At 68.0% G+C, this 24370-nt stretch carries 18 protein-coding genes, 1 tRNA gene and 1 other RNA gene; 11 read left to right on the top strand and 9 right to left on the bottom strand.

All coding sequences use genetic code 11. The features are described from left to right. Positions 1-9: 9 nt before the first annotated feature. The 3 genes from WD430_RS02360 (at position 10) to WD430_RS02350 (ending at position 5149) form a co-directional block, all read left to right on the top strand. The gene (locus tag WD430_RS02360; protein WP_339104430.1) at positions 10-2286 is read left to right on the top strand and encodes a VWA domain-containing protein; all 2277 of its coding nucleotides are present in this window, start codon (positions 10-12) and stop codon (positions 2284-2286) included. Positions 2287-2637: 351 nt separating this feature from the next. Further along, positions 2638-4245, top strand: a complete 1608-nt coding sequence (locus WD430_RS02355) for a solute carrier family 23 protein (RefSeq protein WP_339104429.1) — start codon at positions 2638-2640, stop codon at positions 4243-4245. Between the two features lie 76 nt (positions 4246-4321). Next, positions 4322-5149: an alpha/beta hydrolase gene (locus WD430_RS02350; RefSeq protein ID WP_339104428.1), complete on the top strand. Its 828-nt coding sequence runs from the start codon at positions 4322-4324 to the stop codon at positions 5147-5149. 243 nt (positions 5150-5392) lie between these two features. Here the strand turns inward: WD430_RS02350 and ffs are convergent. The 5 genes from ffs to WD430_RS02325 all read right to left on the bottom strand — a co-directional run bounded on the left by ffs (position 5393) and on the right by WD430_RS02325 (position 11100). Further along, positions 5393-5704, bottom strand: an RNA gene (ffs, locus tag WD430_RS02345) — signal recognition particle sRNA. A 101-nt stretch (positions 5705-5805) separates the two neighbouring features. Continuing rightward, positions 5806-7134 (bottom strand): PQQ-binding-like beta-propeller repeat protein, encoded by a 1329-nt coding sequence (locus WD430_RS02340; protein WP_339104427.1) that lies wholly within the window; start codon positions 7132-7134, stop codon positions 5806-5808. A 93-nt stretch (positions 7135-7227) separates the two neighbouring features. Then, positions 7228-7932: a DUF2270 domain-containing protein gene (locus WD430_RS02335; RefSeq protein ID WP_339104426.1), complete on the bottom strand. Its 705-nt coding sequence runs from the start codon at positions 7930-7932 to the stop codon at positions 7228-7230. A 322-nt stretch (positions 7933-8254) separates the two neighbouring features. Next, on the bottom strand, positions 8255-10528 hold the full coding sequence (locus WD430_RS02330; protein ID WP_339104425.1) for a CDC48 family AAA ATPase: 2274 nt from the start codon (positions 10526-10528) through the stop codon (positions 8255-8257). A 203-nt stretch (positions 10529-10731) separates the two neighbouring features. Next, positions 10732-11100, bottom strand: coding sequence for an Hsp20/alpha crystallin family protein (locus tag WD430_RS02325; RefSeq protein ID WP_339104424.1), 369 nt, complete (start codon positions 11098-11100; stop codon positions 10732-10734). Between the two features lie 158 nt (positions 11101-11258). Between WD430_RS02325 and WD430_RS02320 the strand changes: the two genes are divergently transcribed. Both WD430_RS02320 and WD430_RS02315 read left to right on the top strand, forming a co-directional pair. Next, entirely contained in the window at positions 11259-11594 is a 336-nt protein-coding gene (locus WD430_RS02320; protein ID WP_339104423.1) for a DUF5798 family protein, read from the top strand. 192 nt (positions 11595-11786) lie between these two features. Continuing rightward, positions 11787-12767 (top strand): PLP-dependent cysteine synthase family protein, encoded by a 981-nt coding sequence (locus tag WD430_RS02315; RefSeq protein ID WP_339104422.1) that lies wholly within the window; start codon positions 11787-11789, stop codon positions 12765-12767. 181 nt (positions 12768-12948) lie between these two features. Here WD430_RS02315 and WD430_RS02310 read toward each other — a convergent pair whose 3' ends face one another. The 4 genes from WD430_RS02310 to WD430_RS02295 form a co-directional block, all read right to left on the bottom strand. Then, positions 12949-13359, bottom strand: coding sequence for a CoA-binding protein (locus tag WD430_RS02310; protein WP_339104421.1), 411 nt, complete (start codon positions 13357-13359; stop codon positions 12949-12951). Positions 13360-13579: 220 nt separating this feature from the next. Continuing rightward, positions 13580-14212 carry a recombinase RecA gene (locus tag WD430_RS02305; RefSeq protein ID WP_339104420.1) on the bottom strand — a complete coding sequence of 211 codons (633 nt, stop codon included), beginning with the start codon at positions 14210-14212 and terminating at the stop codon, positions 13580-13582. A 166-nt stretch (positions 14213-14378) separates the two neighbouring features. Further along, positions 14379-15233, bottom strand: coding sequence for a geranylgeranylglycerol-phosphate geranylgeranyltransferase (locus WD430_RS02300; protein ID WP_339104419.1), 855 nt, complete (start codon positions 15231-15233; stop codon positions 14379-14381). Positions 15234-15421: 188 nt separating this feature from the next. Next, a complete protein-coding gene (locus WD430_RS02295; RefSeq protein ID WP_339104418.1) occupies positions 15422-15604 on the bottom strand; it encodes a hypothetical protein in 183 nt (60 codons plus the stop codon). A 166-nt stretch (positions 15605-15770) separates the two neighbouring features. Here WD430_RS02295 and WD430_RS02290 point away from each other — a divergent pair. The 6 genes from WD430_RS02290 (at position 15771) to fdhF (ending at position 24342) form a co-directional block, all read left to right on the top strand. Continuing rightward, positions 15771-15845: transfer RNA gene (locus WD430_RS02290), tRNA-Arg, on the top strand. Positions 15846-16335: 490 nt separating this feature from the next. Continuing rightward, a complete protein-coding gene (locus WD430_RS02285; protein WP_339104417.1) occupies positions 16336-17451 on the top strand; it encodes a CapA family protein in 1116 nt (371 codons plus the stop codon). Between the two features lie 154 nt (positions 17452-17605). After that, the gene (locus tag WD430_RS02280; protein ID WP_339104416.1) at positions 17606-18907 is read left to right on the top strand and encodes an OFA family MFS transporter; all 1302 of its coding nucleotides are present in this window, start codon (positions 17606-17608) and stop codon (positions 18905-18907) included. A gap of 78 nt (positions 18908-18985) precedes the next feature. Continuing rightward, positions 18986-19150, top strand: coding sequence for a hypothetical protein (locus tag WD430_RS02275; RefSeq protein WP_339104415.1), 165 nt, complete (start codon positions 18986-18988; stop codon positions 19148-19150). Between the two features lie 171 nt (positions 19151-19321). Continuing rightward, positions 19322-20947, top strand: coding sequence for an NADH-ubiquinone oxidoreductase-F iron-sulfur binding region domain-containing protein (locus WD430_RS02270; protein ID WP_339104414.1), 1626 nt, complete (start codon positions 19322-19324; stop codon positions 20945-20947). Next, complete coding sequence (gene fdhF, locus WD430_RS02265; protein WP_339104413.1) at positions 20944-24342, top strand: formate dehydrogenase subunit alpha; 3399 nt, start codon at positions 20944-20946, stop codon at positions 24340-24342. The genes WD430_RS02270 and fdhF overlap by 4 nt, the downstream gene beginning before the upstream one ends. The last annotated feature ends 28 nt before the right edge of the window (positions 24343-24370 follow it).

Raw genomic sequence — 24370 nt, 5'->3', positions numbered from 1 at the left:
AGCGCAACTATGGTTGCAGAGTCCGAGGACAAAAAGCTGTCGTCACTCCCCCTCCCGGCGATCGTCGGACAGGACGAGCTGAAGCGCGTCTTGCTCGCCGTCGCGGCCAACGACGGCCTCGACGGCGCCCTGATCGTCGGCGAGAAGGGGACCGCGAAGTCGACCGCCGTGCGAGGACTCGTGGACCTCCTCCCCGAACAGCGGGCCGTGGCGGACTGCCCGTACGGCTGTGCGCCCGACGACCCGAGTCTGCAGTGCGACGACTGCCGCGAGCGCGACCGCGATGAGCTACCGGTCGAGACGCGTCCCGTCCCGCTCGTAACGCTCCCGCTGGGGGCGACTCGAGACCGCGTCGTCGGTACGCTCTCGGTCGAGGACGCGCTGGCCGGCGAGGCCGACTTCGACCCCGGCCTGCTCGCCCGCGCCCACCGGGGCATCCTCTACGTCGACGAGGTCAACCTGCTGGACGACCACCTCGTCGACGTCATCCTCGACGCGGCCGCCAGCGGCGTCAACACGGTCGAGCGCGACGGAATCAGCGTCTCCCACCCCGCCGACTTCACTCTGATCGGGACGATGAATCCCGAGGAAGGAGATCTGCGCCCCCAACTCCGGGACCGCTTCGCCCTGCAGGCGACCGTCGAGGGCTGTCGGGAGATCGAGGACCGCGTCGAGATCATCGACCGGGCCCTCGAGACCGACGTCAGTGGAGCCGACGGGTCCGACGGGTCGGACCCGTGGACCGAGTACGCCGACGAGATATCGACCCTTCGCGAGGACCTCGCGGCGGCCCGCGACCGCCTCGCCGAGGTGGCGCTCCCGGACGATTTCAAGGCGGAGATCGCCGACCTCTGCCTCGAGGCCGGCGTCGACGGCCACCGCGGGGACGTGGCGACCGCCCGGACTGCGATGACTATCGCGGCGCTCGAGGGCCGGACGACGGTCATCGAGTCCGACGTCTACGAGGCCGCGAGCTACACCCTGCCCCACCGGCTCCGGAGCACGCCCTTCGAAGACGAACCCGATCTCGAGGACCTGCTCGAGGATCGGTTCGACGACGAGGGATCGTCCGACGAGAGCGAGGGGGACCGCGACGGGGAAGACGAGGAGGAGAGCACCGAGGGAGACGACGAGCCGGAGACGGAGCGCGACGAGGACGGTTCGGGAACCGAGTCCGGCGGAGAGGGGAGCGACGGCGGCGGTGACGGCGACGACGGTGACGGCGACGACGGTGACGGCGACGACGGTGACGGCGACGACGGTGACGGCGACGACGGTGACGACGGACCGGGCGATTCAGGTCCCGAACGCGGACCCGACGGGGCGGACGATCCGACCGGCGGCGAGCCGTCGCCCGCTGAGGCCGGTGGCGACCCAGCGGACGGCGACTCGAGCGAGTCCGATTCGACGGACAGTGACGGGCAAGACGATAGCGGTGGCGGCGGCGAGGACGAGACGGCCCAGCCGCTCGTTCCCGGCCAGCAACGCGCCGATGTCGCCGCGGTCGGGGAGGCGACGGCGCCCGACCTCGAGACCCCCGATGCAGAGAGTAAGACGGCGACGGCGAGCGGTTCGCGGACGAACACGGCGCCGAGCGTCGACAACCGCGGCGCCCGCGTCCGCACCGAATCCGCGTCGGGCGACGGCCCCATCGACGCGGCGGCGTCGGTCCGCTCCGCCGCGGCCCGCGGCGAGTCTCGAGTCCAGAAACGTGACCTCCGGCAGTCGGTGCGGCGCGGCGACGCCTCGGCGACGATCGTCTTCGCGGTCGACGCCAGCGCCTCCATGCGCCCCGCGATGCGCACCGCCAAGGGCGTCGTGCTGGACCTGTTGCGGGACAGCTACGAACACCGCGATCGGGTCGCGTTCGTCGCCTTCGCCGGCGAGGACGCCGAGGTACTGCTGCCGCCGACCGACAGCGTCTCGCTGGCCGCGCGCCACCTCAAGGAACTGCCCTCGGGCGACCGGACGCCCCTCCCGGCCGGCCTCGAGACCTCGCGACGGGTCATAGAGCGCGCGGAGACGGACGCCTCGGTCGTCGTCCTCGTGACCGACGGCCGGGCGAACGTCGCCGACGGGAGTCCGACCGAGGCGACGCGACGGGCGGCTCGGGGGCTCGCAGACGACGACGCGACCGTGATCGTCGTCGACGCGGGCGACGACTCCCGCGCCGGACTCTCGGAACTGGTCGCCGGCGAGACGGGGGGCGACGTGGTCCCCCTCTCGGCGCTGTCGCCCGAAACGGTCCGCGCGGCGGCCGATCGCGCCGCGTCGGAGGGGCAGTGACATCACCGTTACCGAACTAGGTGGGCGATCGCGATAGGTACCCCCGGCACCTACCGAACAGCAGTGAACGGAATGCGGGAAATCGCGTGTCCATCGTGTCTGACCGACGGCGGCACCGAAACCGGCCGGGAATCGCTCGAGATCGGACCGAAGCGCACCTTCGAGTGCGAGGACTGCGGACACGTCTGGAACGTCGTTTTCTGAGCGGGTTCGGTCCGGGACCGGCCCCTGATCCGGACCGAAATCGGTCCCCGGCGCCGACTCGACTCGAGTCGCGTTCGCGTCGCCTCGAGGGAATCGGTGACGACGGATCAACATCGATATGAGCCCCCTCGCTCGTTATCCGACGAGATGACCGAACAGGGGGACCACGTAGCTGACGGGGGTGGCGGGGCCGACGCCGGCGCCGACGTCACCGTCAGCGAGGATATCGAGTACGGGATCGACGACAAACCGCCGCTGGGCGAATCGTTCGTCCTCGGGATCCAGCACTACCTGACGATGGTCGGGGCGAACATCGCGGTGCCGCTGATTCTGGCGGGCGCCATGGAGATGCCACCCGACGTGACCGCCCGGTTCATCGGCACCTTCTTCGTCGTCTCGGGGATCGCGACGCTGGCCCAGACGACCTTCGGGAACCGCTACCCCATCGTGCAGGGAGCGCCGTTCTCGATGCTCGCGCCGGCGCTGGCGATCATCACCGTCGTGACCGCCGGCGGCGTCGGCGGCGGCTCCGACTGGCAAGCCGCGTTACTCCAGTTACAGGGCGCGATCATCGTCGCCGCGACGGTGCAGGTCGCGATGGGCTATCTCGGCCTCGTCGGCAAACTCCGGCGCTTCCTCTCGCCGGTCGTCGTCGCGCCGACGATCATGCTCATCGGCCTCGCGCTGTTCAACGCGGGTCAGATCACCGGTTCGGATCAGAGCTGGCCGCTGCTCGGGCTGACGCTCGGCCTGATCCTGCTGTTCTCGCAGTATCTCGACGTCAAATCCCGCGCGTTCCGGCTCTATCCCGTTATTCTGGCGCTGGTGATCGCGTGGGTCGTCGCCGCGGCGCTCTCCGCGGGCGGCGTCATCACCGACGCACACCCCGGCTACGTCCCGCTCGGCGACGTCACCGACACGCAGCCGCTCCTGCCGATCTACCCGTTCCAGTGGGGGACGCCCCAGATCACGACCGCGTTCGTCGTCGGGATGTTCGCGGGCGTGCTCGCGTCGATCGTCGAGAGCATCGGCGACTACTACGCCGTCGCCAACATCACCGGCTCGGCAGCACCGAGCGAGAAGCGAATCAACCACGGTATCGGGATGGAGGGCCTGATGAACGTCTTCTCCGGGATCATGGGGACCGGCGGCTCGACCTCCTACTCCGAGAACATTGGCGCCATCGGACTGACCGGCGTCGCCTCGCGGTACGTCGTCCAGTTCGGCGCCGTCGTTATGATCGTCTTCGGCTTCATCGGGTACTTCGGGCAACTGGTCGCGACCATTCCGGACCCGATCGTCGGCGGGCTGTTCATCGCCATGTTCGCCCAGATCGTCGCCGTCGGCGTCTCGAATCTCCGCCACGTCGATCTGAACTCCTCGAGGAACACCTTCGTCGTCGGCTTCGCGCTGTTCGTCGGGCTGTCGATTCCGGCCTACATGGGGAACTTCGAGAGCACGATCGCGTTCCGCGAGGCGATCGGCCTCGAGGCGACGCTCGCATCGCTCCCGGTCTGGGCCGAGGCCGCCGTCCAGGCCGTCGCCGACACCGTCTACATCATCGGCTCGACCGGCATGGCCGTCGGCGGCCTCGCGGCGCTGGTACTGGACAACACGATTCCGGGCAGCCGCGAGGAGCGCGGCCTCGCCCACTGGGACCGGATCACGGAAGACGAGTCCGAGTTCGAGACCTTCTGGGACCGCTGGCTCGGGGCCGACGACAACGCCGCGGTCAGCGCGGAACGCCAGGACTGAGCGGCGTCCACTCGATTTCTCGCGGGCCACAGTGCAACCCGGCGACCTATGTGTGCGGGAGCCTACAGTAACCGTGATGGCAGAACTCCCCCTCGAGGACGGTACGCTCTGGTACGAGACGCGCGGCGACGGTCACCCGCTGGTGTTCATTCACGGCGGGTGGATGAACGGACAGGCGTGGCGCCCGCAGGTCGACCGCTTCGCCGACGACTACGAGGTCGTCACCTTCGACGTTCGCGGCCACGGCCAGACGGGGGCGACCGAGCCGGAGCAGTACTCGGTCGAACTCTTCACCGACGACCTCGAGGCGCTGCTCGCACACCTCGACCTCGAGGCGCCGATCCTCTGTGGCCTCTCGCTGGGCTCGATGGTCGTCCAGGAGTTCATGGACCGCCACCCCGACCGCGCTGCGGGAGCGATCCTCGGCGGCGCGGTGCGCTCGATGCCGCCGCTGGATATGCCGTCGGGGCTAAAGCCCTTCATGTCGCCGCTGCCCGCGTTGACGACGTCGCTGTCGCTGACGGGATCGAAGACGACGTTCCGGTCGATGCTGTGTTCGATCCGGGCGACGACCGGCGAGCGCTGGCTGACGGTGAACCCCGAGATTCAGTCGCAGGCGATCGACGCCGTCGACGAGATCGGTCGCGACGAGTTCCGCAAGGTGTTCGACGCGCTCTACCGGTACGAGCCGTCGAATCTCTCGCACGTCGAGACGCCGACGCTGGTCGTCCACGGCGAACAGGAAGTACCGCTGGTCAAACGACAGGGTCGGCAACTCGTCTCGGAGGTCGGCGGCGCCGAACGGCTGGAACTGCCCGATTCGGGCCATCTCGTCAACCTCGACCGCCCGAACGCCTTTAACACCGCAAGCGAGACGTTCCTCGAGACGGCGAGCGCTGCGTAGGCCCGACCGGCTGGGTTAGGGCTAGTCGAGTCACCGTAATCGACCGCGAGCGAAGCCGTGCGCGGCGCTACGCGCAGCGATACGTCGAACGGCCGTAGGCCGTGAGACCGGCTGAGCGAGCGGGCCGACGACTGATGTGAAGGCCCCGAAGGGGCCGTAACGGAAGGAGGAGTGCTTTTGATCGACCTTTTACCGAGTGAGCGGCCCGTAGCGCCGCTGCTCACTCGGTAAAAGGTCGGTATGAATGTGGAAGCCGCGATTGCCCGGCGTTCCGGCCGGGGGAATCCCGGTTGCCTCCTCCACCCCGCGACCCGTCGAGCGACAGGTGTCCGGCGGTCCACTGCTCGCTTCCGCGCCTGATGGGCTGTCGCCGACTAACCGCAATGGGACGTCCCTGCGGACGGCCATCGCGGACCGCTGTCCCCGACGGACGAGGCTTCTGCGTTGGCTCCCGGGGCCCCGGCCGGTCTGACCGGACGCCCGCGGTGTTTGGTCCCCGCTAAAGGCCATATCGCGGGTAATGAGCAGGGCCTAACTGCCCGACCTATCCATTTCCTCGTAGGGGAAGGTGACTTAAGGACCTTTCGTCTCTCCGATCGCCCGACAGCGCGGGGATCGGAGAGGCAATCCGTCCGATACGCGACTCGAGCGTCCGATCAGTCCGACGTCGCGTCCGCCCCGCGCAACGCGTGCAGTCCCGCGCTGGGGAAGAACGCGGTTTCGCCGACGACGGGCGCGACCTTGTCGCCGCTGCTGCTCGAGGCATCGGTCTCGTACCGCCACAGGCGATCGCCCTCGGCGCCGTCGTACGCTTCCATCACGTTCAGCCCGCTGGCGTAGACGACGCCGTCGGCGACGACCGGCGGTCGGTCGCCGGCCGTTTCGGTCGTCCAGCGCTGCGCGCCGTCATCGGCGTCGAGCGCGGTCAGTCGCCACGCGCTCGTGACGTACAGCGTTCCGTCGGCGACCGCCGGCGACGAGACGGGGTGCAGCCCCGAGCCGCGGCCGCCGCGTTCGACCGACTGGCGCCAGCGGAGCGTGCCGTCGCTCTCGAGCGCCGCGACGGTACCGTCGCCGAGCGGAACGTAGCAGGCGTCGTCGGTGACGGTCGGCGGTCCGGTCACCGCGTTCCCGAAGTCCTTCGACCACAGCCGCTCGCCGTCCGCGGTCGAGAGCGCGGTGAGTTCCACGCCGCCCTGATAGACGGTCCCGTCGGCAACTGCCGGCGGCGTCGGCCAGAACATCCGCTCGTCGGCGAGGGGTTCCGTCCAGCGCTCGCGTCCGGTCTCGAGATCGATCGCCACCAGCGTCGGCGGATCGGCGTACGTGGTGTTGATCGCGTAGACCGTTCCGTCGGCGACCGTGACCGCGTCGGAGAAGTCCCGCTCGAGTCGCCAGCGTTCGGTTCCCGCGTCGGCCTCGAGCGCGACGACCGACCCGCCGAGGCCGAGGACGACCGCACCCTCGGCGACGACGGTCGATCCGAAAGCGGTGCCGCGGGGATAGGTCCACTCCCACTCGATCTCACCGGTCGCGCCGTCTAACGCGTAGACGACCGTCTCCGCGCCGTCGTCGCCGACGGAGTGATTCTCGGGGACGTAGACCGTCCCGTCGACCACCGCCGGCGTTCCGATCTCGTAGTGTGAGTCGTCGGCACCCTCGCGGAACGTCCAGACGGCGTCGACGTCGGAAGTCGGTCCGGCGCCGCCGGCGTTCCCGACGTGGCTCGGCCCGTACTGGTGCATCCGGTACGGATCGGCGGCGGCCAGCGTCTCCCGCAGTTCGGCCGCATCGGTCGAATCCCCGTCGGATCCGGAGTCGCTGTCTCCGTCGTTCCCGTCCTCGTTTTCATTTCCGTTCCCGTCACCGTCCCGCTCGAGCGCGCCGGAACAGCCCGCCAGTCCGGTCGCCAACGCCGCCCCCGCTACGGAGAGCAGATCGCGGCGGCCGCGACCGGCGTTTCTTGTTTCTTTAGTGAATTTCATTATCTCGAATATATACTGAGAGAATATATAGGTAGGTGATTCCGCTGGCGTCGGTCGTCGGAGTCGAGGGCGGTATCCGTCTCCGGACCGGCGTCACTCCTCCTCGAGGTTGCCGTGATCGGCCGCGCCGGACTCGCCGCGTTCCTTGTCAGAGAGCGGGACGGCCAGCACGAGTAGAACGAGGTAGTAGACGCCGACAGCCGCGGCGACCAGCCAGCCGTCGATACCGGGAACCGCGGCGCTGGCGGGGAACGATTCGTCCGGGCCGAACGCTCGGAGGTGGAACAGCCAGCCGACCAGCATCGCGGTGATCAGCGGGAGGTAGACCCGGCGAAGTCGGTGGCTGAACGCGCCCCGGTAGCCGATGTTGGTCGTCGGATCCCGGTAGTCTTCGCTCAGTTCCCTGCGCCACGCCCGCCGCTCGACGCCGGCGGAGGGGTCGAGCGCGTTGGCGAAGAGGTTCTCCTGCAACACGCGGACCCGAGAGCGCCAGATGTCGTACTGCTGGAACCGCCGCCCCTCGATGAACAGGAACGCGGTGCCCATGAGAACGCCCGCGAGGATGATCGCGTGCGAGACGTCGCCGGAGAAGGCGTAGGCGACGATCGCCGACATGACCGTCACGGCCCAGTTGGTCGTGGTGTCGAGCCGACCGCGCCAGCTGACGGCCCGTTCGACCTCGCCCCGGTAGAGGTGGGCCGCGACCGAGCCGAGGCCGGTGCTCTGGTCGACCATTTCGCGACCGATCTCGCGCTGGTCCTTCGCCTCGGGGTCGAACTCGGAATCTCCGTCACTCATATGCGGCGGTAAAACCGTCGAGACCAACTCCGTTTGCCCGTCATGTTCCACGGGGCGTCGCGCCGCTCGCCGTCCTGGTCCGTGAGTTCTTCGAGGGCGTCGTCGCTCGGTTCGGCGACCGCCAGATCTGCCTCGGTCGGAAGCGGGACGAACGTGGGGGTCCGCGCGGAGGCGTACCGCTTTGCTCCGTCTCGGCTGACCGCGCTATCGGGCCGGAACGGTTCCGATCCGAGGACGGGACCGGGCGATTCCGACCGGAGCGATCGCCGACTGGGGCCGACGGGACCGGGGCGGTCCGCCGTGTCCTCGAGTCGCGAGACGCTCAGGCCTCGCTCTCGCTGCCCTCGAGGACCTCGTCGAACTCGCCCGCGCTGGGGCCGCTCTCGAACTCGTCAGTGCCGTCGGGCGAGATCTCCTCGAGCGCCCGCTCGAAGTGCTCGGCCGTCAACTCCATGGCTTCGACGTCGCGGTCCTCGCCCTCGGCTTCGGCCCGGACGTGTTCGCGGACCGCGATCGTCGCGGCCTCGCGGCAGACGGCCTCGATGTCCGCGCCGGTGTAGCCCTCGGTCTCGGCCGCGAGGTCGTCGAGGTCGACGTCGTCGGCCAGCGGCCGCCCGTCGGTGTGGATCGCGAAGATCTCCCGACGGGCGTCCTCGTCCGGTTCGCCGACCGCGACGTGGCGGTCGAGTCGACCCGGACGGAGCAGCGCGTCGTCGATCAGTTCGGGGCGGTTCGAGGCCGCGATCACGACGACGTCCTCGAGCTCCTCGAGGCCGTCGAGCTCGGTCAGCAGCTGGGAGACGACCCGCTCGCCGACGTTGGAGTCGCCGACGCCGCTGCCCCGCTCGCTCGCGATGGCGTCGATCTCGTCGAAGAAGACGATCGTCGGCGCGTTCTCGCGGGCCTTGCTGAAGATCTCGCGGACGCCCTTCTCGCTCTCCCCGACGTACTTGTCGAACAGTTCGGGCCCCTTGACCGAGATGAAGTTCGACTGTGACTCGTTGGCGACGGCCTTCGCGAGCAGCGTCTTGCCGGTTCCCGGCGGGCCGTGCAGCAGGACGCCCTTCGCGGGTTCGAGGCCCACCCGCTCGTAGGCGTCGGCGTGTTCCATCGGCCACTGGACGCTCTCGCGGAGTCGTTCCTTCGCGTCCTCGAGGCCGCCGACGTCGTCCCAGGTGACGTCGGGGACCTCGACGAAGACCTCGCGCATCGCGGAGGGCTCGATCCCCCGCAGCGCGGACTTGAAGTCCTCGGTGGTGACCTCGATCTCGTCTAAGACGGTCGCGGGGATCTCCGCCTCCTCGAGGTCGAGTTCGGGCCGGACGCGGCGCATGGCCGTCATCGCGGCCTCCTTGGCGAGGTTCTCGAGGTCGGCCCCGACGAAGCCGTGGGTGTTCTCGGCGTAGCGCTCGAGGTCGACGTCGTCGGCCAACGGCATGCCGCGGGTGTGAATCTGGAGGATCTCCTCGCGGCCCGCGGCGTCGGGGACGCCGATCTCGATCTCGCGGTCGAACCGGCCCGGACGGCGCAGCGCGGGATCGATGTCGTCGACGCGGTTCGTGGTGCCGATAACGGTGATCTCGCCGCGCTGCTCGAGCCCGTCCATCAGCGAGAGGAGCTGGGCGACGACGCGGCGCTCGGTGTCGCCCTGGACCTCCTCGCGCTTGGGCGCGATGGAGTCGAGTTCGTCGATGAAGACGATCGCCGGCTCGTTCTCGGCGGCCTCCTCGAACACCTCGCGGAGCTGTTCCTCGCTCTCGCCGTAGTACTTCGACATGATCTCCGGGCCGGAGATCGTCAGGAAGTGGGCGTCGACCTCGTTGGCCACCGCGCGGGCGATCAGCGTCTTCCCGGTGCCCGGCGGGCCGTGCAGGAGGACGCCCTTCGGCGGCTCGATGCCGAGCGCGCGGAAGAGCTCGGGGTGGCGCATCGGCAGCTCGATCATCTCGCGGACCCGCTCGAGTTCGTCGTCGAGCCCGCCGACGTCTTCGTAGGTAACGTTCGGGGACTCGGCGTCGGCGGCACCGGGACCGGCGGCACCGCCCTCCTCGAGCGGTCCCTCGGCCTCGACGGAGAGCCGATCGGGCTCGCGCTCGGCGACCTCGATGTCGGTGCTCGCGTCGACGACGACCGGCCCGTCGGGTTCGGTGTCGACGACGGTCACCGGGAGCCGTCGACCCGAGCGACTCGACAGCAGGCCGAAGCCCAGCGAGAGCGAGTACTGATCGCCGGCGCTGACGGCTCGCTCCGAGAGTTTGTCGCCGAGATAGGAGCCGAGATCGCCCTGAATGCGGACGTTCTCGGGGAGCGCGATCGTGACGCGCTCCGCGGGCTCGACCTCGGCGGGTTCGACGGTCACGCGGTCGTCGATTCGAACACCGGCGGCCTGCCGGAGCTGGCCGTCGATGCGGACGATACCCCGACCTCGGTCTTCGGAACGGCCGGGCCAGACGCGGGCGATCACCCGACCGTCGCGACCCTCGATCGCGACGAACTCGCCGCTCGAGACGCCGAGCTCCTCGAGCGCGTCGCGATCGATCGCGGCGAGGCCACTGCCTGCGTCTTTCCGTTTGAGCGGTCGGACGCGGAGTCGCATGGTCCTGTGTTCGAACTCGAACGTCGGGCGTGGCGCCGACGCGCGCGGAAAACGACGGGATCGCGACCGGCGGACGACCCGGCCGACGCGATCCGAGACGGACACGCGTCGGCGGCGGTCGGTTCACCGGCCGATGCCGGGAGTCGGTTCGCCGACGGGGGCGGAATTCGAACGCGAGCGGCGACCGCAGGCGGGACCGACGCTCACCCTTCGAGCGGGATCTCCTTCCCGCGGGTGACGGCGTCGGCCACCGGCAGTTCGACCTCGAGGACGCCGTTAGTGTACTCGGCGTTGATGGCGTCCTCGTCGATGGTCTTGGGGAATCGGAACCGCCGGTGGTAGGTCTTCTTGCGGCCGCGCTCGTCGTCGACGTGTTCGGCGGCGACGTTGAGGACGCCGTCGTCCCACGAGAGCCCGATCTCGTCGGTCTCGAAGCCCGGCATGTCGATCGTCAGGACGAACTCGTCGTCCTCCTCGTACAGTTCGTAGTCGTTGCCCCCTCGATCACCGAACAGCTGGGACGGCATGTCGAGGCTCTGCGTCCAGGTGCTTGGCGTCGGTCGGAGCACCATCGCTGTTCACCTCGAGTTCAGTAGATGATTGTGCGCGGTTCGGAAAAAATCTGTCGGTTCATGGTGTATGCTATCATTAACCATGATCCGCGACCGGTAGCTCCGGACGCGTACGACAGAGGAAAAGGCCCATTAGTTCCCCGACACCTCTAGTAGCTATGGGACTTGGCAGCACCGCAAAGAAGATTCAGAGCCTCTCGGAGCGAGCCGAGGCGATGTACAAGCAGGTTCAGAAACTCCAGAAGCGGATCATCTCGCTGGAAGAGGAGATGGACGAGACGCACGACACGGTCAACCGGATGGACCACCAGCTGACCGAACAGCGCGCCCTCCTGTTGGCCATCGCCGAAGAGCAGGGCATCGACGGCGAGCAGATCCTCGCCGACGCGGCCATCGACGAGGCCGAACTCGAGGGCGACGCGAGCGAAGACACGGCGGACGGGACGACCGGCGAATCGACGGACACCGAAGCCAGCGACGCGACGGCCGAGTAATCCGCTCGAGACCGGTTTCTGGCCCGGATCGAGTTTACAGAGAGGAAACTCTCCACTCCTCTTCAGTTCTCCCTGTGTCGGCCGAGCGGTTATTCCCCGTCGGCGGGGCCGAAGGGGGACTGCCGCAGGTGACGAGCCGTGGCAGGACCGTCGGGGAAAGCCATACGGCGACGGCGGCCCTTTCTCGAGTCGATGACGAGCCACGAGCAGCCGGTCGACTCGGTGCTCGAGACGATCGGTCGGACGCCGCTGGTCGCCCTGCAGGACGGGCCGGCGGACGTCGATCTGTACGCGAAACTCGAGACGTTCAACCCAGGGGCCAGCGTCAAGGATCGAATCGGCCGGTACATGCTCGAAGCGATGCTCGAGCGCGGGGACGTCTCCGAGGGCGGAACGATCATCGAGCCGACCGCGGGAAACACGGGGATCGGGTTCGCGATCGCCGCCGAACAGCTGGGTCTCGAGGCGATCTTCGTCGTCCCGGAGCGCTTCAGCGTGGAGAAACAGCAGTTGATGGCCGCCCTGGGCGCCGAGATCATCAACACGCCGACGGACGCGGGGATGGGCGGGGCGATCGAGCGCGCCCACGAACTGGCCGCGGAACTCGACGACGCCGTCGTCCCCCAGCAGTTCTCGAATCCCCTCAACGTCGAGGCCCACTCCGAGACCACCGCGCCCGAGATCTACGATGCGCTGGACGGCGAGGTCGGGGCCGTCGTCGCCGGCTGTGGCACCGCAGGGACGCTGATGGGTATCGCGGAGTACGCCCTCGAGCGGGACGACTCGACCTACGTCGCGGCCGTCGAACCCGAGGGCTCGATCTACGGCGAGGCGCTGGGCGACGACCGCGCGGAGGACGAGTACAAGATCGAGGGGATCGGCACCCACGACCTCAAGACCAACGAACTGTTCGATCCCGACCTCGTCGACGCCGTCTACGCGATCTCGGACCGCGACGCCCACGACGAACTCCGGCGACTGGCCCGCGAGGAGGGCCACCTCGTCGCCTCGAGCGCCGGTGCGGCGAGCGTCGCCGCGAAGCGGGTGGCACGGGAGATTTCGACGGGCGAGATCGACGCGCCCCACGAGACCGTCGTGACGGTGTTTCCGGACTCGAGCGAGCGCTACCTCTCGAAGGGAATCTACCGATCGTTCGAGGAGTGGGAGGGCTGACGTCGATCCCGGATCGACCGACAGCGGTCAGGTCACTGAGTACACGACTCGCGTCACGGACACGCACGTCGCGACGATCGATGACAGCGTGCTGAGCGCGTCGCCGTCGGACGCGCTCGACGGCCTCGAGCGGCGCGGTCGCGCCGCGGTCGTGATCGCTCGTCGTCCCTCTGGACTCGCCTCAGGCGGTGGTCCGCCGGTGTTCGACCTTCATACACCGGTCCTGAACGACACGTCGGCCATCGTCCTCGGCACGAGCCGCGGCCTCGTCGTCGCGGATCCCCTGCTGGGTCCAGACGACCTCGACGTCGTCGCGCTCGAGGGCCGCGTCGACGATCCCGCTCACCTCCTCGCTCGGCCGGAAGATACAGACGACGTCGATCGCTTCCTCGACGTCGTCCAGCGAGTCGTAGACCTCCCGGTCGAAGATCTCGTCGGCGTAGGGATTGACCGGAATCACGTCGTAGCCGCGCTCGAGCAGGTACTTCGGCACGTCGTGGGCCGCCTTCCCCGGCGTGCTCGAGCAGCCGACGACGGCGATCGTCTCGTACTCGAGGATCTCCGCGATCTCCTCCGCGGTGTCGACTGGCATGGTACGCGAACATACGCGCTCGGCGCTGAAACGTTTCGGGGTCGCTTATCACGGGGGAGCAACTCGAGTTCCGACGCCGCGTGATCTGGATTGGCAATCCCAGTCGCCAGAGCGGCTGCGATCGATGCCGTCGCAGCAACGACTCCCGCTGCTCACGGCGATGAGTCGGAAAAACGAAAAGCGGTACCCAGCGGCCGCGAGCGAACCAATACCGCGCGGTTCAACTCGAGAGGCCGGCCGTCCGAATCTCGGGCTCCTCGCCGTCGGTCGGCTCCTCGAGTTCGATGACGGCGTCGAACAGCTGTTTGAGCGTGTTCATGGTCTGGTCGTCGTGGGCCGTCGAGTCGATGACGTACAGTCCCATGGCGTCGGCGCTCTGGATGCGCCCCGTGAAGACGTGGAGGAATCGGAACACGGTCTGGAGGTCGGAGTACATGAGCAGCGTCGACACCGAGTGCAACAGCACGCGGTTCTCGGTCAGTCCGTGGCCCTCGTAGAACTCCTGGAGGAACTCGGAGAGCTTGATCCCGATCCCGGTCATGTCGACCGGCGAGGAGGCGTACTTGATCCGCGGATCGTCGTCGACGGTGCCGATCCCGCGCTGTTTCGTCACGCAGTCGACGACCCCGATGTCCGGCTCGACGCCCGCATCGAGCGAGTCGGTGAACGTCTCGAGGACCTTATCGGCGCTGTCCTTGGTCGTGACGACGATCGACCCGTTGCCGCGGTTGGCGCCGCTCGCGAGGATGTCGAAGGCGATCTCGCGCTTTCCCGTCAGTGGCGGGCCCGCGATAAGCAGGTTCGTCCCGGGATCGATTTCGGCGTCCGGGAGGGCGTCTGCGAGGTCATACATGCCAAATGCTCACATCCATACAGCCGTAGCGGGGTCGCTGGCTACTCCGGCGTGTGATATGAGAATGCGGTATCCAGCTTATATTACTTTTGATTGTACGGCCACAACCGCTAGTAATCTCTATTGGTTTTGATCCCGATCTGGGTGAACGACAGCGCGAGAACGCTCACAGCGCGGTCGGCATCGCTGCCACCCGTCCGACGATAAACGCCAGCGCCGCGAGGAACATCCCGTACTTGAGATGTCCCTGTCCGGCCGTCGGATCCGAGAAACTCTCGTAGGCCGCGTAACACATGATCGCGACGGCCGGAACCACCACGACCAGGTACGCGATGCCGAAGTCCTCGAGGAGGACGTACGGGAGCGGACTCGCCGCGGCGCCGATCGCGAGCAGCCCCGCGGCGACGTACAGCGCGCGGCGCTCGCCGATCGCGATCGGGAGCGTGTTCAGGTCCTCTTCGCGGTCGCCCTCGACGTCCTCGACGTCCTTGATGATCTCTCGAGTCAGCGTCGTGATCGCCGAGAGCAGGAAGAGGATGACCGCGGGCGCCATATCGCCCACCGCGGCGGCCCCGAAGAGGAACGTGCTCCCGACGAGGTAGGCGACCAGGGCGTTTCCGAGTCCGGGCAGCCCCTTGAAGACCTCCGTGTAAGCAACCAGCGCGACGAGATTGATCCCCGCGATAGCCAGCGCCGCAGGGGGGAGCGTCACCGCGAGGGCGACGGCCCCGGCGAAGCAGACGAGACTGAACGCGAGCGCACCCCGCGGGCTCACCGCGCCGCGGGGAATCGGCCTGTCGGGCTGGTTGATCCGGTCGATCTCCCGATCGAAGTAGTCGTTGATCGCGTTTCCGGCACCGACTGCCAGCGCCGTGGCGGCGACCGCCGTCGCGACCTGCAGCGGCCGGTCGACGACCCCGCCCGCGACGAACGCGCCGATGAACGGCAGGACGCTCGCCGCGATCACGTTCACCGGCCGCGTCAACTCGAGGAGACCGCGGCCCGTCTCGCCTGCTGTCATAGGCTGGATTGTTCAATACTGGTGGATAAAGCGTGCGATCCGCCGTCGCCGTGCGACGGTGTCGGAGATCGTCTCGAGTCCCCCGGTCTCCACTGTGGCGGGCGACTACAGCAATCGAGGACGAGAGCGTGGGTAAGCGTCGGTCCGTGACGCGGAGCGGATTCGTCTTGTGGGGCCGGCGCGGCCCGTCACTGCCACTCCTCGAGATCGCACAGCGTGTCGACGTCGACCGAGAGCCACTTGGTCACGCGCTCGTCACCGGTGGCATCCGCGGGGACGGCCGTCCAGACGTCCTCCTCGTCGGTGAGCAGCTCGAGCGGCGTCGCTGCGGCCTGGGCGTCGTCGGAAATGGGGGTCTCGTTTACCGTCATTGGACACGTGATCGTTGACTGTCTACGACAAAGACCCCCTGAGCCAATTTTCATCGACTGAGAAGTTCGGGGCGAGGGCGATCGACTCGAGGTGTGTGTGGTGGTGGCTGTCGAAACCGGTGCAAATCGAGTGACTTATACGGGGCCGCCGGAAATTCAGTGGTGAGGGCGCTTAGCTCAGTCTGGACAGAGTACTTGGCTTCGGACCAAGCTGTCGCGGGTTCAAATCCTGCAGCGCCCATGTTTTCACGACGAACAACTCCGTGAGGAGTGAAAACTGAACCGCGAAGGATTTGAACGAGACGAGACGCAGCGCCGAGCAACGCGAGGCGACCGTCTCGGCGTGGTTCATACTCCTGCAGCACCCACTTCTCTGCGACGATACCGAGTACTCAGTGAACTGCATTCGACAGGCAGGAGCTATCCAGTCCCATCTCGTGTCCGGACAGCGAAGTCCGGGCGTACTGAACTGTGCTGTCGTTCGAGGTCAAGAACTGCCATTTCCCTAAAAGAGCTGATCGGGACGAAAACGACGGCCCGCAAGTGTCGCCGACGGCAGACCGGTCGAGTGGTCCGTTTTCGCGGCAAGGATTCGTTCGTCGTCATCGGCAGGATAAGAGCAAACTTTTGATCGGGCCATTCGACAACTGGCCTATGTGGCGATCACAGTGGACCCGAACAGTTGCGATCCGGGGGCGCAACCGACTCGCACACCCGACGCCAGCGAGCCAATGAGCCGATACCGGCGAACGTTCCTCGCGGCCGCCGGAGCGGTCGCAGTCGCCGGCTGCGCCGTCCCCAGAGCCGATCCGACCGTCACCGACGACCGCGATTCCACTGCCGATCGCGACGGCAGCGGGCGCACCGAAACGACGATCGGCTTCGCCGGCGATACGATGGTCGGGCGGGAGCTCAACCGGCAGTACGGGCGGTCCGACGTCGACCCGGCGGCGATCTGGGGCGATCTCCACCCCCGGCTCGAGTCCCTCGACGGCGTCTGTTGTAACCTCGAGTGCTGTCTGTCGACCCGCGGCGAACCGGCCCCCGGACGGACGTATCACTTTCGCGGCGATCCGGAGTGGGCGGTCCCCGCGCTGAGCGCGGGGAACGTTCGGTTCGCATCGCTGGCGAACAATCACGCGATGGATTTCGGATCGGTTGCACTGACCGACACGATAGACGCGCTCACCGAGGCGGGAATCGCCGTCGCGGGCGCCGGCGAGACGCCGGCGGCGGCCCGCGCGCCGACCACGTTTTCCGTCGGCGACGTCGACGTCGCCGTCGTCTCGTTCGCGGACCGATACGTGGGCTACGCCGTGACCGACGACGGGCCGGGAATCGCCCACATCGCTCCGGATCCGTCAGACGCCGAAACCCGGCGGGTCGTCGGCGACGCGATCGAGCGCGCGAAGGCGACCGATCCGGATCTCCTCGTCGCCTCCGTTCATCTGGGGCCGAACTGGGTCGAGCGGCCCAGCGAACGGCTCGTCGCGTTCAATCACTGGCTCGTCGACCGGGGCGTCGACCTCGTTCACGGTCACAGCGCCCACGTCGTCCAGGGGATCGAGCGATACGGCGACGGCGTCGTGCTCCACGACACCGGCGATTTCGTCGACGATTTCGGGGTGAAAGGCGACCTCCGGAACGACCGCAGCTACCTCTTCGAAGTGACGCTCGAGGACGGAGACCTCCGAGAGATACGGCTCGTTCCGATCGGAATCGACGACGGCGTCTCCCGCGCCAGCGAGGAGGCGGCGGCGTGGCTCAGGGAGACGATGCGCGCTCGGTCCGCGCCGTTCGAGACGACGTACGAACGAGACGGGGGCGGGCTCGTAGTCCCGCTGTGACCGACCGCGCTCGACTTCGGGTTCGTTCGGCGACGGACGATCCACCAATACAAGTCAAATGAGTGATGTTATCCTGCGCTAACGGCGGCTCGGCGGGCCCACCGTGCAAACGCGCGCCACGAGCATTTACCCGCTAATCCGGTACTCAGCGGTGATGGTCCGAACCGAAGCCAACAGAAATCGCTGGTTGATCGCGCTCTCGGCGGTCGCGATCCACCTCTCCATCGGATCGATTTACGCGTACAGTGTCTATCAGAACCCGCTTCGAGACGAGTTAGGGTGGGCGATATCCGACGTCTCGCTGGCCTTTACCGTCGCGATCGTCTTCCTCGCGCTCTCGGCGGCGTTCCTCGGGGGATTCGTCGAAAACCACGGACCGCGGACCTCGGGACTGATCGCCGCCGGAACGTTCGGCCTCGGGATCATCGGCGCCGGCGTGAGCGTCCAACTCGAGAGCTACGCCGCGTTCGTCCTGACGTTCGGCGTGATCAGCGGGATCGGCATCGGGCTGGGATACATCACGCCGATTTCGACGCTCGTCCAGTGGTTCCCCGACCGCCGCGGGATGGCCACCGGAATGGCGGTGATGGGTTTCGGCGCCGGCGCGCTCGTGACCGGTCCGGTCGCGAACTACATCATTGAGACCGTGAATATTCCGGTCACGTTCTATGCACTCGGCATCGGCTACTTCCTCCTGATGGCCGCCGGCGCGAGCTATCTGAAGAAGCCGCCGGTCGATTGGGTCCCGGAGGGAACCGACGAGAGCGAGATCGACACCTCGGACAACGCGAAGGGCGTCTCGGTAAACACCGACCTCGCGGAACTCACCGGCAGCGAGGCCCTGCGGACGCCGCGGTTCTACCTCGTGTGGCTGATCATGTTCATCAACATCTCGGCCGGGATCATGCTGCTGTCGGTCGCGTCGCCGATGACTCAGGCCATCGCCGACGTTAACGCGGCCACCGCCGCGTCGGTCGTCGGGCTGATCGGCGTTTTCAACGGCGGCGGCCGAATCTTCTGGGCGACCGCCTCCGACTACATCGGCCGGACGAGCACCTACGGCGTGTTCTTCGGCCTTCAGATCGCCGCGTTCCTACTGATGCCCCAGCTCAGCCACCTCTGGCTGTTCTCGGGCCTGATGTTTCTCATCATCACTGCGTACGGTGGCGGATTCGCCTGTCTGCCGGCGTACTTGGGCGACCTGTTCGGGACGAAGGAACTCAGCGCCATCCACGGCTACACCCTGACGGCGTGGGGCGCGGCCGGTGTCGCCGGACCGATGCTCGTCTCCGAGATCGTCGAGCGGACCAACAGCTACGTCATGGCGTTCTACATCATCGTCGGCGCGCTGGTGGTCGGACTGGCCGCCGTGGCCGTCCTCTACTACCGGATCGAGGCCGTCCGTGACGAGCGCGGCGAACCGAGTCGGCGCCCCTCCGAACAGGCGACCGACTGATCAGCGATTCGGCCGCGGGCCGCGTTCGCGGCCGTCACCGGCCGAAGGTCTATCCGGCGCGCCGGCGAACGCTGACCCATGTTCGACGATCGAACACCGTCCGAAGCGTCCCAGTCGCAATCGGAGCGCGGTCGACGCACCCGACCAGTGTTTCTGACCCTCGTCGCGATCGCGATCACGCTCGCGGGACTGGTTCTCTGGCGCCGTCGCACCGCCGCGCCGAAGCTGGAACCGCCGTTCTGAGCGGCGACGAGCGTCGCCGGAACGCGGCGCTCGCATCGACTCGAGTATCGGGACCACGGTTCGGCCGCCGATTCGCGCGTCGGATCCCATCGAACGGCCGACGTACCGGCGAACCGTTCCATACCCTTTCAGGCCGTGCCTTTTCGGACCGGGGTGTCGTCGTCGGGGGTAATGGCTGAACGGAGTGTTCCGACCGGCGAAGAGACGGTGATCCGGGTCGCCGCCGGATCGCGGAGCCGACGGCGGAAACGCCGCGCCCTCGAGGAGATCCGCTCGGTGGCCACGGACACGCCCGTCGTCGAGACGGGACCGACCGGCGTCAGGGCTCTCGAGCCGCTCGTCCTCCTCACCCGCGAGGACCGGACGGCGTTCTACCCGGGCTCGGTCACGGGCCGACTCGGGTCGCTGGTAGAGACGTTCGAGCGCGGGGACCTCCCGACCGACGACGCGATGGCGGTCGTCGAGCACGAGCCGGCGCCGTCGTCGCTCCCGACGCCCGAGGACGGGCCGCTCGCGGTGGGTCGGCGCCGCGTCCTCGGCCGCTGTGGCTGGATCGATCCCGCGTCGGTTCCCGACGATTCGGCGGCCGAGCTGGCCGACGACGACCCCGAGGAGGCCCTCTCGCGGGTCCGCGACGTGGGGCTGCTCGGCCGCGGTCGGGGAGACTGGAGCGTCGACGATCCCGTCGCGGAGGAGTGGGAACTGGCGTATACGGCAGCCGCCGAGAGTCGGGACGAGTCCGAGGACGAGGACGAGAAACCCGTCGTCGTCGTCAACGCCAACGAGAGCGACGACCGCAACGCGACCGACCGGACGCTGCTCGAGGCCGCGCCGGGCGAGGTGCTCGACGGGGCCCTCGCCGTCGCCGAGCTGGTCGGCGCCGACGACGTCGTCGTCTACTGCAACGAGAACGACGACCGAGCCCGCGAGCGCGTCCACGAGGCCGCCCGAAACGCCGAGGAGCGGTTCGCCGAACGACTCGATCTGGAGAGCGGGCCCGAGGTCGTCGTCGGGCCGGATCGGTACATCGCCGGCGAGCCGACGATGGCCCTCGAGGCCATGGAGGGCAACGACCGCCTCGAGGCGCGTCTCCGACCGCCGTCGCCGGCCGAACACGGGCTCTACGGGCGGCCGACCGTCATTCACACGCCGCGGACGATGGCGCAGGTCCGCCGCGCGATGCTCCGCCCCGACGAGTTCGACGCCGACGACGCCGATCCCGGAACTCGCCTCGTGACCGTGACGGGCGACGTCGACGCGGCGGCGACCGTGGAGCTGCCGACCGGCGGGGACCTGTCCGACGCCCGCGAGGCCGTCACCCTCGAGGGCCGGTTCAAGATGGCCTGCGTCGGCGGCCAGTTCGGCGGGTTCACGCGGTCGCTCTCCCGGTCCCCGTCGGCGCCCGCCCTCGAGGGCGCGGGGCTCGGAACGGAGGGCGTGGTCGAACTGCTCGACGAGGACAACTGCGTGCTCGCGACGGCCGGGCGGCGCGCGAACTTCGCGATGGAGGAGAACTGCGGGCGCTGTGTCACCTGTCGCGAGGGAAGCCAGGAACTCACGAACATGCTTCGAGACATCTACGACGGTCAGTACCGAGACGCGAAGATACGCGAACTGACGCGGGTGATGGGCGAGACGAGCATCTGCCACTTCGGCCGGACGGCGATCCGGCCGGCCGTCACGGGGATGCGCGAGTTCGAGCGCGAAGTGGCCGCGCACGCGGAGGGGCGCTGTCCCAGCGGCGAGTGCGAGGCCGCGATGACCCAGACCGCCGGCCATCGCGGGGGAGAACGATGAGCAGCGAGCGCGACGACGTGGCGAGTCACGTCGACGACGTGGAGGCCGAACGGCGGCCGACCGCGGTCGAGCGACTCCCCTCGGTGCCGGCCGTCACCGATCCGCGGCCGAGCACGCCCCTCACGGAGCAGTTCGAGACCGGCACCGCCAACGATCCGGACGTGCGCTCCGGAGACGGCGAGGACGGAATGACCCGGCTTACGGTCGACGGGACGCCCGTCTCGGTGCCGCCGGGCTCGACGATCATCGACGCGATCGAGTCCGTCGAACCGGCCGACGAGTTGGCCGCGCTCTGTTACTACGACCGCGACACCGAACAGGCCGACGCGATCGGTCCGCGCGGCGAGTGTCGGACCTGCACCGTCCACACGGAAGAGCACGGACTCGTGACGTCCTGCTCACAGCCCGTCGAGGAGGGGATGACGGTCCGAACTGACGAGGACGACGCGGCCGAAGCGCGCGAGGTCAACCTCGACCTCCAACTCTCCGACCACAACCTCCGCTGTACGACCTGTGGTCAGAACGGCCGTTGCGAACTCCAGGACACTTCCATCGAGCAGGGCGTCGAGGAGCCCCGCTGGGGCGTCTTCGAGGACCGCGACCAGTACGAACCGCTCGACGACACCTCGCCGGCCATTCAGATCGACCGCAACAAGTGTATCCTCTGTAACCGCTGCGTCGAGGCCTGTAACGACGTGCAGGTCGAGGGCGTCCTCCGGATGGAGGGCAACGGCCAGGACACCCGCATCGCCTTCCAGAACGGCGAGGAGACCTTCGACGAGTCGACCTGCGTTTCCTGTGGCCACTGCGCGACCGTCTGCCCGACCGGCGCGCTGGTCGAGCAGGGGCTGACCGACGCCGCGACGATTCCCCTGCCCGGCTTCACCCAGGAGAACTCCATCGGGAAGGTCCTCGAGAGCCCGAAGGCCGAGACGGCCGATCAGACCGAGGCGCCGAACCGGGACCTCCCCTACGACGTGGACGGGCGAGGGGAGCCCGAGGAGGACCTGTCCGGCGTCGCCCGCTTCATGTCGATCGCGAGAGCGCGCGCCGGGGACTCGAAGCGCCAGATGAGACACACCTTAAAGGAGGTCGGCGACCGCGCGCTCGAGGAGTTCGAGCACTTCTCCGAGGGGATCGCCAGCGAGGCGATGCCGGCCGGCCAGCTGTTCAACGTCGCGACGACCATCGGCGACGCGCGCCTCTCGCGGATCGAGAAGGCCGAGACCACCTGTAACTACTGCGCGGTCGGCTGCCGATTCGAGCTCTACGGCAAGGACGGCGAGGTGCTGGGCGTCCGCCCCGCCGAGCCCGACTCGGCGCCGGCGAACGACTTCTCGACCTGCGTCAAGGGCAAGTTCGGCTACGACTACGTCGACGCCGACGACCGACTCGAGAAACCGCTGATCCGGAAGGAGGACGCGCCGGACGGCCCGGTCGGACGCGAGGGCTTCCGCGAGGCCACGTGGAAGGAAGCCCTCGAGCGCGTCTACGAGGGGCTCTCGGAGGTCCGCGAGGAACACGGCAGCGAGGCGCTCTCGGTGATCTCCTCCTCGAAGACGACCAACGAGGAGAACTTCCTCTGTCAGAAGTTCGCTCGGCAGATTCTCGGGACGCCCCACGTCGACAACTGCGCGCGGCTCTGTCACTCCTCGACCGTGGCCGCGCTGCAGCAGACGGTCGGCTACGGCGCGATGACCAACCGAATCAACGAGGACATCGCGGAGACCGACTGCTATCTCATCACCGGCTCGAACACGACCGAGTCCCACCCCGTGCTCGCGACGCGGATCAAGCAGAACGTCCGCGACGGTGCGGACCTCATCGTCATCGATCCCCGCGAGATGGGGCTGGCCGAGCACGCCGACCAGTACATCCGGACGACGCCCGGCGAGGACGTTGCCTGGATGAACGGGATGATGCGGTACATCATCGAGAACGACCTCCACGACGAGGAGTTCATCGAGGAGCGGACGAAGCACTTCGACGAACTGAAGGAGAAGGTCGAGCCGTTCACGCCCGAGAAGGTCGAGGAGCTGACGGCCGTCCCCGCCGAGGAACTGAAGCAGGCCGCGGAGACGATCGCCACCGCGGACACCTGCATCTTCGGCTGGGCGATGGGGCTGACCCAGCACAACACCGGCACGCGGAACGTGATGTCGATCGCCAACCTCGCGCTGCTGACGGGCAACCTCGGCAAGCCCGGGGCCGGCCTCTCGGCGTTCCGCGGACAGAACAACGTCCAGGGCGGCGGGGGCGACATGGGACCGGCCCCGCACACGCTCCCGGGATACCAGGACCTCGGCGACGAGGAGGTGCTGGACAAGTTCGCCGACGCGTGGGGGGAGCGTCCGCCCAACGAGATCGGGCTCCGGCTCCCGGAGATGTTCCACGCGATCAACGACGACGAGCTCCGCGGCATGTTCATCATGGGCGAGAATCCCGTCCTCTCGGAACCGGACGTCGACAACGCCGAGGAGGGGCTCGAGAATATCGACTTCCTCGCCATACAGGACATCTTCCTGACCGAGTCGGCCGAGTACGCCGACGTCGTCCTCCCGGCCGCCTCCGCCGCCGAGAAGTCGGGCACGTTCACGAACACCGAACGGCGCATCCAGCGCGTTCGTCCCGCGGTCGACTCGCCCGGAAAGGCGAAACCGGACCAGGAGATCCTCATCCAGCTCGCCCGCCGGTTCGGCTACGACTGGGACTACGACGGTCCGGCCGACGTGATGGACGAGATCAACGACCTCGTCCCCATCTACGGCGGCGTCACCTACGAGCGACTCGAGGAGGAGACCAAGGGCATCCAGTGGCCCTGCTTCGACGAGGACCACCCCGGCACCCCCTACCTCTACGAGGACGAGTTCAACTTCGAGGACGGGAAGGCCCGCTTCGTCCCCGCCGACTACGCCCAGCCGCCGGACATGCCGGACGAGGAGTATCCGATCACGCTCTCCTCGGGCCGGGTGCTCTACCACTGGCACACCGGCACGATGACCCGCCGGGTCGGGACGCTGATGAATCACGTCCCCGAGAGCTTCGTGACGATCCACCCCGAGATGGCCGATCAGTTGGGCGTCGAGGACGGGGAGTACGTCCGCGTCGAGTCGCGACAGGGGGAAATCGTCGTGAGGGCCACCGTCGAAGACACCTCCGATCCCGGCGTCGTCTTCATCCCGATGCACTTCCCGCAGGGGGCGATCAACAAGCTCACCCAGCACGAACTCGACCCGACGTCGTTCATCCCGCAGTACAAGGTGACGAGCGTCCGTATCTCGCCGCTCGAGAAGGATCCGGAGGAGGTGAGCGCGGACGTTCACCCGACGCCGGGCCAACTCGAGGGGCAGGGCGGTGACCCCGAGGACGTCGGCGGTCGGCAGGCCGACGACTGAGGCGGCGACTCGAGGGTAGCGACCGCGG

It is taken from the genome of Haloterrigena sp. KLK7 (genome assembly GCF_037914945.1).
Taxonomy (GTDB): Archaea; Halobacteriota; Halobacteria; order Halobacteriales; family Natrialbaceae; genus Haloterrigena; species Haloterrigena salinisoli.
Note: the sequence above shows the minus strand (reverse complement) of the source record. Positions and strands in the feature narration are given on the sequence as shown.

Coding starts and splice junctions, on each gene's coding strand:
- WD430_RS02350 (WP_339104428.1), top strand. CDS start 4,322: ATGGCAGAACTCCCCCTCGAGGACGGTACGCTCTGGTACGAGACGCGC.
- WD430_RS02305 (WP_339104420.1), bottom strand. CDS start 14,212: ATGTATGACCTCGCAGACGCCCTCCCGGACGCCGAAATCGATCCCGGG.
- WD430_RS02310 (WP_339104421.1), bottom strand. CDS start 13,359: ATGCCAGTCGACACCGCGGAGGAGATCGCGGAGATCCTCGAGTACGAG.
- WD430_RS02325 (WP_339104424.1), bottom strand. CDS start 11,100: ATGGTGCTCCGACCGACGCCAAGCACCTGGACGCAGAGCCTCGACATG.
- WD430_RS02295 (WP_339104418.1), bottom strand. CDS start 15,604: ATGACGGTAAACGAGACCCCCATTTCCGACGACGCCCAGGCCGCAGCG.
- WD430_RS02300 (WP_339104419.1), bottom strand. CDS start 15,233: ATGACAGCAGGCGAGACGGGCCGCGGTCTCCTCGAGTTGACGCGGCCG.
- fdhF (WP_339104413.1), top strand. CDS start 20,944: ATGAGCAGCGAGCGCGACGACGTGGCGAGTCACGTCGACGACGTGGAG.
- WD430_RS02340 (WP_339104427.1), bottom strand. CDS start 7,134: ATGAAATTCACTAAAGAAACAAGAAACGCCGGTCGCGGCCGCCGCGAT.
- WD430_RS02360 (WP_339104430.1), top strand. CDS start 10: ATGGTTGCAGAGTCCGAGGACAAAAAGCTGTCGTCACTCCCCCTCCCG.
- WD430_RS02335 (WP_339104426.1), bottom strand. CDS start 7,932: ATGAGTGACGGAGATTCCGAGTTCGACCCCGAGGCGAAGGACCAGCGC.
- WD430_RS02330 (WP_339104425.1), bottom strand. CDS start 10,528: ATGCGACTCCGCGTCCGACCGCTCAAACGGAAAGACGCAGGCAGTGGC.
- WD430_RS02285 (WP_339104417.1), top strand. CDS start 16,336: ATGAGCCGATACCGGCGAACGTTCCTCGCGGCCGCCGGAGCGGTCGCA.
- WD430_RS02320 (WP_339104423.1), top strand. CDS start 11,259: ATGGGACTTGGCAGCACCGCAAAGAAGATTCAGAGCCTCTCGGAGCGA.
- WD430_RS02270 (WP_339104414.1), top strand. CDS start 19,322: ATGGCTGAACGGAGTGTTCCGACCGGCGAAGAGACGGTGATCCGGGTC.
- WD430_RS02355 (WP_339104429.1), top strand. CDS start 2,638: ATGACCGAACAGGGGGACCACGTAGCTGACGGGGGTGGCGGGGCCGAC.
- WD430_RS02315 (WP_339104422.1), top strand. CDS start 11,787: ATGACGAGCCACGAGCAGCCGGTCGACTCGGTGCTCGAGACGATCGGT.
- WD430_RS02280 (WP_339104416.1), top strand. CDS start 17,606: ATGGTCCGAACCGAAGCCAACAGAAATCGCTGGTTGATCGCGCTCTCG.
- WD430_RS02275 (WP_339104415.1), top strand. CDS start 18,986: ATGTTCGACGATCGAACACCGTCCGAAGCGTCCCAGTCGCAATCGGAG.